This is a genomic window from Anoxybacillus sp. MB8 (assembly GCF_011006755.1).
In the GTDB taxonomy this organism is placed as follows: domain Bacteria; phylum Bacillota; class Bacilli; order Bacillales; family Anoxybacillaceae; genus Anoxybacillus; species Anoxybacillus gonensis.
In genome coordinates, this window is sequence record NZ_RXXX01000068.1 from 1 (window position 1) to 8,476 (window position 8,476).

6 protein-coding genes and 3 pseudogenes are annotated in these 8,476 nt (G+C 38.8%); 6 read left to right on the forward strand and 3 right to left on the reverse strand.

Annotated features, from left to right (window positions below; translation table 11 throughout):
• Positions 1 to 231: pseudogene (locus EKC99_RS14655) on the reverse strand (RNA-guided endonuclease TnpB family protein); the annotation flags it as partial.
• 291 nt (positions 232 to 522) lie between these two features.
• Between EKC99_RS14655 and EKC99_RS14660 the strand changes: the two are divergent.
• Complete coding sequence (locus tag EKC99_RS14660) at positions 523 to 3,660, forward strand: DUF3427 domain-containing protein (protein ID WP_163152563.1); 3,138 nt, start codon at positions 523 to 525, stop codon at positions 3,658 to 3,660.
• On the opposite strand, the gene EKC99_RS14665 is transcribed toward EKC99_RS14660, so the two are convergent.
• Complete coding sequence (locus EKC99_RS14665; protein WP_075039724.1) at positions 3,637 to 4,041, reverse strand: (deoxy)nucleoside triphosphate pyrophosphohydrolase; 405 nt, start codon at positions 4,039 to 4,041, stop codon at positions 3,637 to 3,639. The two genes, EKC99_RS14660 and EKC99_RS14665, sit on opposite strands and share 24 nt — an antisense overlap.
• Before the next feature lie 79 nt (positions 4,042 to 4,120).
• Positions 4,121 to 4,339, reverse strand: a pseudogene (locus EKC99_RS14670) (transposase family protein); the annotation flags it as partial.
• Positions 4,340 to 4,647: 308 nt separating this feature from the next.
• Between EKC99_RS14670 and hxlR the strand changes: the two are divergent.
• The 5 genes and pseudogenes from hxlR to EKC99_RS14695 form a co-directional block, all read left to right on the forward strand.
• The gene (hxlR, locus tag EKC99_RS14675) at positions 4,648 to 5,013 is read left to right on the forward strand and encodes a transcriptional activator HxlR (RefSeq protein WP_064220694.1); all 366 of its coding nucleotides are present in this window, start codon (positions 4,648 to 4,650) and stop codon (positions 5,011 to 5,013) included.
• Positions 5,014 to 5,774: 761 nt separating this feature from the next.
• Positions 5,775 to 6,632, forward strand: a complete 858-nt coding sequence (locus EKC99_RS14680) for a carbon-nitrogen hydrolase family protein (RefSeq protein WP_163152569.1) — start codon at positions 5,775 to 5,777, stop codon at positions 6,630 to 6,632.
• 40 nt (positions 6,633 to 6,672) lie between these two features.
• Complete coding sequence (locus tag EKC99_RS14685) at positions 6,673 to 7,347, forward strand: GNAT family N-acetyltransferase (RefSeq protein ID WP_163152565.1); 675 nt, start codon at positions 6,673 to 6,675, stop codon at positions 7,345 to 7,347.
• Positions 7,348 to 7,364: 17 nt separating this feature from the next.
• A complete protein-coding gene (locus EKC99_RS14690; RefSeq protein WP_163152567.1) occupies positions 7,365 to 8,036 on the forward strand; it encodes a GNAT family N-acetyltransferase in 672 nt (223 codons plus the stop codon).
• Between the two features lie 143 nt (positions 8,037 to 8,179).
• Positions 8,180 to 8,344: pseudogene (locus EKC99_RS14695) on the forward strand (peptidase); the annotation flags it as partial.
• Positions 8,345 to 8,476: the final 132 nt, after the last annotated feature.

The following is an 8,476-nucleotide window of genomic DNA, read 5'->3' on the forward strand; positions in this document are numbered from 1 at the left end:
GGCGGATTGAGCCATTGGCATCGCTCGATAGTCTGCATCCATTCCTTCCGTTTTGAGCAGTTTGTCTAGCTTGTTGTAAGAAAGATACGTGTCGTGTTGAAAAAACGTTTGCCTCACTTGATAGTTGGCGAAGTTGTACAAGTTTTTTGACCGAAAACAATACTCATCGAGCATCGGATAATACGGATGAGTGGCGCAAATCATATGCCTTTCCACTCGATTCGCCATCATGATCGTTGTTCACCTCGCTTTCTCTTTTACTATATATGTTCATCAGAGAGCCATGCAATAAGATGTAAAGATAATCACGAAAGAAGAGGGATCTCAAATATATTTTATCAAAATGTTTAATATATTTTTACGATTGAATGAAAAAACAGAACCATATACTTTTCTCGACGACACAAACATCATTCCTGCTTTAAAAAGCAGAATACTCCCCTTCCATTTTCAACATAATAATGGAATATCTACATATATCATGGTAAAATTTTATAAAACATTCGTTAGGTGGTTTTATTTATGGATAAAAGTTTTTTCGAGGAACTACAACTTCTTGCTAAACAATATCCTGATGCAAGCGTTATACAGCGTCTATCACCGAAAGATTATATTGAAGTTCTCGTTCTTCATTCCGCCAAACAACTCGCTCATAAGTTAAAAACTTTGGCTGAAGAAAACCGTTTTGATGAAATCATTCAATTAACTCAACACATTTCTACATTAGTATCAAATAACAACGATTCTTTTTCTTTGCCGCTCTCTATGATTACATACACATATGGACAACGAGAAATACCAATTATAGAGGACTTTTTCTTATCTAGATTACACTTACTATATAATGACAAACATACAATGAAAAACTTTTTTAAAACATTAAAATATGAAATGCTGACAGCTGATTCTGTCGATTTTATGGTTAGCTTTATCCGAATGTCAGGGTTGCAATTATTGATTCGTCCACTACTTATGCTTGAAAAAGAACGTATTCCTGTACGCATCATCACATCGACCTATCTAAGCATTACAGAACCAAAAGCACTCAAAAAACTCATGCAATTTTCGAACGTACAAGTAAAAATAATCGATACGCAACAACATTCTTTTCATACGAAAGCATACATGTTCCATCGACGTTCAGGATTAAATACAGTAATCATAGGCTCGTCAAATATTTCGCACTCAGCCCTCATTAACGGACATGAGCTAAATGTAAAGCTACCCGATACAAGCTTTTTACCAATTTATGAGCATACAAAGCAAATTTTTGAGAAAATATGGAATCATACAGATGCGATTTCTCTTGATCATGCATTTATCCAAAAATACGAACAACAAACAATAAGAAAAGAAAGCGAACCTTTAGCTGCTGAGCCGAAAGGAGAATATATCGTTACATCAAGTGTGAAGCCGAACGATATGCAAAAAAAAGCATTAAAAAACCTTGAACATACAAGAAAAAGTGGTAACACAAAAGGCGTCATTATCGCTGCTACTGGAACTGGAAAAACGTATTTAGCCGCTTTTGACGTCAAAGCATATGATCCAAAAAAGCTTTTATTTATCGCTCATCGTGAAGAATTGTTAGATAAGGCAATTGAAACATTTAAACATGTGATAGGAAATGACCGTCTATTTGGGAAAATTACAGGGACAGTGAAACAATTCGATAAACCGTATTTATTTAGTACCGTTCAATCACTCTCTAAAGACGAAACGTTGCAACATTTTGAGCAACATGAATTTGACTATATCATTATCGATGAATTTCATCATGCCGAAGCACCTACGTATCAAAAAGTGATTCGTTATTTCCAGCCGAAATTTTTGCTTGGCTTAACAGCAACACCGGAAAGAATGGATGGCAGAGACGTTTTAGCAATTTGTGACCATAACGTTGTATATGAAATACGTTTAAGAGAGGCTCTAGACGCACAGTTGCTCGCACCATTTCACTACTTTGGTATTTCAGATCGTACGGTAGACTATAGTCAAATTCCATTAAAAAACGGTATGTTTGATGAAGCGCTGCTTGTGAAAGCTTTAAAAACAAACGAACGAACAGATTTTATTATTGAAATGATTCGTACGTATAGTTATGACGGCGATCGTATCGTCGGGCTCGCTTTTTGTGTAAATATCGATCATGCAAAATATATGAGCGAACAATTTAATAAACGCGGATATTGCACAACATACTTAACTGGTGAACATAGCGTGGAATATCGTGAACAGATTATAAAGAGACTAGAAAATCCAGACGATCCACTTGAATTCATCTTTACTGTTAACATTTTTAACGAAGGAATTGATATTCCAAGTTTAAATCTTTTATTATTTTTAAGACCTACCGAATCATCGACTGTATTTATTCAACAATTAGGAAGAGGACTAAGAAAAGTAAAAGGAAAAGAGTTTGTGACGATTTTGGATTTTGTAGGAAATTACCAAAAATCGTTTATGATTCCGCTCGCTCTCGCTGGGCAACTGAACGACAAAGCGTTTGATAAAGATTCCCTCCGTGTTGCAATTACACACGAATTTGCCGATCTACCAGGCGGCGCATACGTTGATCTAGATCCAGTAACACAAAGGGAAATTTTAGACCGTATTGACTCTATTAAAATGAATTCAACGGATATGTTAAAAATGCTATATCAACAGTTTAAAAATGAGCTTGGGCGCTCACCAGAAATATTAGATTTTTTATATTACGAACAATCGCCAAGCTTAACGTTTTTCATATATAAGTATCGTTCATGGGTCAAAACAAAAGAAAAAATGAATGATATAAACGAGCTTGACCAAATGATTTTACACTACCCATTGATGTGTGAGTGCGTTGAACGACTAGAAAACCAACTCCCGATCAAATGGCCGTACGATTTTGTCATTTTGCAGCTAGCTTTTTTACAAAAAGTCGTATCTTGTGAAGATGTCGTAAAACAACTTGCCAAAAAGTTTGCCGTAGATGTGCCGTTAGAAAAACATGAACAGATGATTATACAATCGATGGATCGCCTATCATTGCCATATAAAAAACAAAAATGGTCGTTTGGACAACGAAATGGCCAGCAATTCATCTTGAATGATGACATTCTTGCTTTAACTGAAGATACACAGTTTTTCAATTACATCAAAGATCGTATCGACTACGGACTCATTGAATTTAGGAGAACGTATCGTCCTGAACGATTTTTAGCTAAAGGAGAAAAGCTTACTCTTTATCAAAACTATACGAGAAATGATTTAATTTTCTTATTTGAAGCAGGAGTAAAAGAAGGATCGTGGCGAGAAGGAGTAAGTAAAGTTAGAAACCATTATTTACTGTTCGTTAATTTAAATAAATCAGAAAGAGTGAAAGAACATTTACATTACAAAGATTATTTTCTTGACCAAAAGCATTTTCATTGGCAAAGCCAAAATCAAACGTCTCATCATTCTTCTGTCGGACAAAATTTTATTCATCATAAAGAACTTGGAATCCATATTCATCTATTTGTTCGAAAGTTTGAAGAAATGCACGGAATGACATTGCCGTTTACTTATCTCGGTGAAGTCGATTATGTGTCGAGCTATGGAGATAAGCCGATGAGTATCACATGGCGACTACATCATCCCGTGCCGGAAGATTTATATATTGACTTGATTCGCTAATAAAGCATCTACAGTCGGAATATCAGCGGGTGCCCATTCAAGAGATTTTAAATCTCGAAGCGGCACCCATCTTAATTCAGCATGTTCTTTCGCTTGCGGTTCTCCCTCAATAATTGTCGCTTTATATGTCAGTAAATGGACAATAACTTGGGGATATTCGTAATGCACTTCTTCAATTTTTTCATGTACTTCAATCGTACATCCTAATTCCTCATGAATTTCCCTGACTAATGTTTCTTCCTCCTTCTCCCCTTTTTCAACTTTCCCACCCGGAAATTCCCAAAGGTTAGGGAGTGACATCGCATGCGACCGAAGTGCACACAACACACGATTTTGATCATCAAATATCACTGCCCCTACGACACGAACCGTTTTTTTCATTAATGTTTCCCCTCTATCTTCATTTTTTGTGAATACTTTCATTCTACAAAAAAGTTGTCCTTTTTTCTATGCTCGTCCAAATCAATTCCAAAGAGGCGGAAAACACTTGGGAACAATTCCAACACCGATAGCGCTTTACCTTTACGAACAAGTACACCGGTTGATGGAAAATCGCCAAATCCCGTACTTTTCTTGTCCGTCTGTCGTGGACAGAGGAAGTGGCAAACCCACAATGAGGGCAGCGTTCCTGTGTCTCTGTTTTCTCTACATGAATCGCATAACCATAGGAATGGAGTTCTGTTTAATCACTGTGACATACTCCCACCACCTACGCTTCGCTTAGGGGTGGGGGCTTCTCGGGTAATTCCATCTCATGATGGGATTACCCGAGCGATCCCCGTGTGCCCCATGGTTCGGGGACAAATTAGACGATCGCCAATCGTTTCATGCCCTCATGTTTGATGTGGAATAGTAAAATGTCCCCTCCTATGCTTACGTTTTGTTTTACAGAAGCTAGTATAATCCTATTTTAGAAGTACGCACTTTATTATCATGTAGTGATAAAAAGTATACTATTGGTTTATAATAGAGATGGAGGTGGAATAAATGGGACATGTTTGTGGCAAAGTGTATAATTGTGAAAAAGAATTGACACTTGCTGTTATTGGCGGTAAATGGAAAATGCTTATTTTATGGCATCTAGGAAAAGGTGGAACGAAGCGGTTTGGCGAGCTAAAGGCTCTCATGCCGGGGATCACCCAACGAATGCTTGTTAACCAGCTGCGAGAACTGGAAGCAGACCTTATTGTTGAACGCAAAGTCTATCCAGTAGTTCCTCCAAAAGTAGAATATTCACTGACTGAACACGGAAAAAGTCTAATGCCAATTCTCGATGCTATGTATGAGTGGGGTAAAAATTATATGGAGACGGTCGTGAAGGGCCAAGTAAAAATCAATGAGTCCACCAAATAAAAAACGCTCTCTCCTTTAAAAGCTCGAAAACGGCCTTCTCATCTTCCTTTATTTCAATATCGTTATGTTTGCAGAAGGAATGTGTGTTTATTGGAGCGCTAAACCTTGTAGAGGCATATAGTCATCAAAAAACAGGCAGAATCTTTATAAATGGTCTGCTGCCCGTTTTTTACGTATATACATTGATGACTCTCCTCACTTAATTTTTTATATTCCCTTTTAGTATACTTTTTTACACTATGTTACATGAAAGTGTGTACTTGTTAAAGCGAATGATGTGCTTAATAATATCAATATCATGGCTATTAATAGCATGAATGAGGTAAAATTTTTTAAGACTGATAACAAGAAAGGAGAAGGCTTGTCAACTACCCCCACTTAGCTAACGCTTGAAGCGGGAGCTTGCAACTCCCCAGAAGTGCGAACGGACTTCGTCCTCCTTCCTTGACTTGGGGTTACATTAGGGGCAGGTTGACGACTACCCAACGACATAGGTCATGCCTATATCGCTACCGAGTGGCTCGGCATGTCTGTAGGCAGTACTTGACTTCCACGCACAACAGACGGATGTACGCTCGATGTTTTACGGTTGCAACGTTTCCTGCAACCAACTCCCTACATCGAGTAACGGGGATTGGAGTGCCTTGATTCAACGGTTTTCTCCACATTCTTATTCTATCATATACAAAAGAAAGGAGGAAGGGCGATTCCTCCCCGACTTTCGCTCTCGCTTAGAAGTCGGGGTCTCCTCGCCAAAGATGATGAAACTCAGAGTTTCAGCCGTTCAATATCATCTCCATACGATAAATTCTTTTGAAGAATTTGCTAATCAAGTGGAGCATTATATTAAGACAGCTCAAGAATTTGATGCAGATTTTGTTTTATTCCCAGAATTTTTTACTACTCAGCTCATGTCCATTGGCAATGAACAAGGACAGCCTTTGACGATTCAAGAGCTTCCTGATTTTACTGAACAATATCGATCTTTATTTATAGATTTAGCCAAGAAAACAAAGATGCATATTATTGGAGGAACACATGTCATCCGTAAAGGTGACCGATTATACAATGTGGCTCATTTGTTCTATCCAGATGGAAGAGTTGCCGAACAGGCAAAGCTCCATATTACGCCGACGGAAGTAAAGGAATGGAACATGTCGCCTGGCGATGGTCTACAAGTGTTTGAGACTGAAAAAGGAACGATTGCCATGTTGACGTGCTATGACATTGAGTTTCCAGAAATTGTTCGCATGGCTAAAGCGAAAGGCGCGGATGTTATTTTCTGTCCTTCTTGCACGGATGATCGTCACGGATTCCATCGTGTTCGTTACACAAGCCATGCAAGAGCCATCGAAAATCAAGTCTATGTTGTCACGACGGGTACAGTAGGTTCCCTTCCGACGATTGACTTTATGCGGGCGAATTTTGGGCAAGCAGCGGTGATTACACCGAACGATATTCCATTTCCTCCGCGCGGCATCTTAGTCGAAGGAGAAATCAATCATGATATGGTTGTAACCGCTGATCTCGATTTAGACCTGTTATATCAAGTTCGCGAAAGCGGTTCCGTCACTACATGGCGTGATCGTCGCACCGATCTCTATCCGGACTGGAAATAAGGTATAAGGTAAGACTAGCGCTCTTAAAGGAGGGAGAAAAATGTATCGAAAAGAATTTTACGTCCTTGACCAAGATCGTCCTGTTCCTGCGGTCATTCGAAATTATGAAGAAAAGGACTTTCCCGGCTTAATCCGCATCCAGCAAGAAAGTTTCCCAACGCCATTCCCATCTGAATTATGGTGGAACACGGAACAGCTGAAAAACCATGTTACTCTCTTTCCAGAAGGAGCCTTATGTGTAGAGGTCGATGGCGAAATTGCTGGATCGATGACAGGATTGATTGTTGACTTTGATCCGAATCATCCGGAACATACATGGGAGGAAATTACTGATAATGGATATATTCGAAACCATAATCCAAATGGAAATACGCTCTATGTAGTCGATATTGGCGTGCGCCCTGCTTATCGCAAATTAGGATTAGGAAAATGGCTAATGTTATCCATGTATGAAGTCGTCGTTCAATTGGGATTAGAACGTCTGTTAGGCGGAGGAAGAATGCCCGGCTATCATAAAAAAGCTCATGAGATGACGGCAGAACAATACCTCGAAGCAGTCGTAAAAGGTGAATTAAAAGACCCTGTTATCACTTTCCTGCTTCGCTGCGGCCGTACCCCTGTTCAAGTGGTGGCTAACTATTTAGAGGATGAAGAGTCTTGTAACTACGCGGCGTTGATGGAATGGAAAAATCCTTTTTGTACAGCAAAATCTTAACAAGGAGAATGATGAACATGGAATATCGGAGAATTACGAGTATTGAAGACCCTTTGTTTAAAAAAATGCACGAATTGATGCAAGAGGTATTTCCTCCTGAAGAAGTATTAGCATTCGATCTTTGGAAAGAGCCTCTTGAAGATCCGGGAATTCGTGTGTGTGTTGCTGTTCATGAAGGGAATGTCGTAGGTGCAACAGAGTACCGCTATTATGAAGATTTAAATGTCGCAATGACAGACTTCACGATCATTGGCCAACCAGGACTTGGCATCGGCCGATTTTTAGCGCAAAAGAGGCTAGAAGATTTGAACGCTTGGGCCGCAGCAAACGGAAAGCAGTTATTTGGCATGTTTGCGGAAATTTATGATCCTTATCGGGTGGAACATTATGAATTTGGCGGAATTAAGCCGATGGATCCATATGTCCGCCGTGAAGTATTGTCTCATCTTGGTTATAAGCGTCTTGATTTCCCTTATGTTCATCCGTCTTGGAACAATGATGGAGAGGCTGTAACTGGACTCGACCTTTGTTTCCTTCCGATGGATGATAACGTAAATGAACTTCCAGCGGAGCTTGTTGTGAAGTTTTTGAAACGATATTATTCTGTCTTATCAAACAAGCCAAAGGCTTGGTATGAAATGATTGAAAATCTTGAAACAAAAAATACGGTACCTCTTTCAAGCATTTAATGTACTGACGTCGTATTCATTTAATCTCAAAAGTCCAAATTCAAAAAACTAAAAATCCTTGATCAATTCAAATAGTGACAGTACACTTTGTTTGTTAAAATTCTTTCTATAAATATATCATAGTAGTGAAGGAGGTTGTTCATATGAGCAAAAAAGTATTAATTGTTACAGGAGATGCGGTGGAAGCGTTAGAGATTTATTATCCGTATTACCGTTTGTTAGAGGAAGGTTTTGATGTTACAATCGCTGCACCAAGGAAAAAGAAACTACATACAGTTGTCCACGATTTCGCTGATTGGGATACTTTTGTATATACATGCACTTTAAGATAATGACTTCTGTATGAACACCTTTTTCTATGGTTATACTGCTCCTAAATACCCACGTATAAAAGGAGCGGAAATGGCATGAAACGTCTGAAAATCACAAATGATCACGGT

What these genes read in the sequence shown, in the direction of transcription:
- EKC99_RS14660 (WP_163152563.1), top strand. Translation starts at nt 523, where the DNA reads ATGGATAAAAGTTTTTTCGAGGAACTACAACTTCTTGCTAAACAATAT.
- EKC99_RS14680 (WP_163152569.1), top strand. Translation starts at nt 5,775, where the DNA reads ATGAAACTCAGAGTTTCAGCCGTTCAATATCATCTCCATACGATAAAT.
- EKC99_RS14690 (WP_163152567.1), top strand. Translation starts at nt 7,365, where the DNA reads ATGGAATATCGGAGAATTACGAGTATTGAAGACCCTTTGTTTAAAAAA.
- hxlR (WP_064220694.1), top strand. Translation starts at nt 4,648, where the DNA reads ATGGGACATGTTTGTGGCAAAGTGTATAATTGTGAAAAAGAATTGACA.
- EKC99_RS14665 (WP_075039724.1), bottom strand. Translation starts at nt 4,041, where the DNA reads ATGAAAAAAACGGTTCGTGTCGTAGGGGCAGTGATATTTGATGATCAA.
- EKC99_RS14685 (WP_163152565.1), top strand. Translation starts at nt 6,673, where the DNA reads ATGTATCGAAAAGAATTTTACGTCCTTGACCAAGATCGTCCTGTTCCT.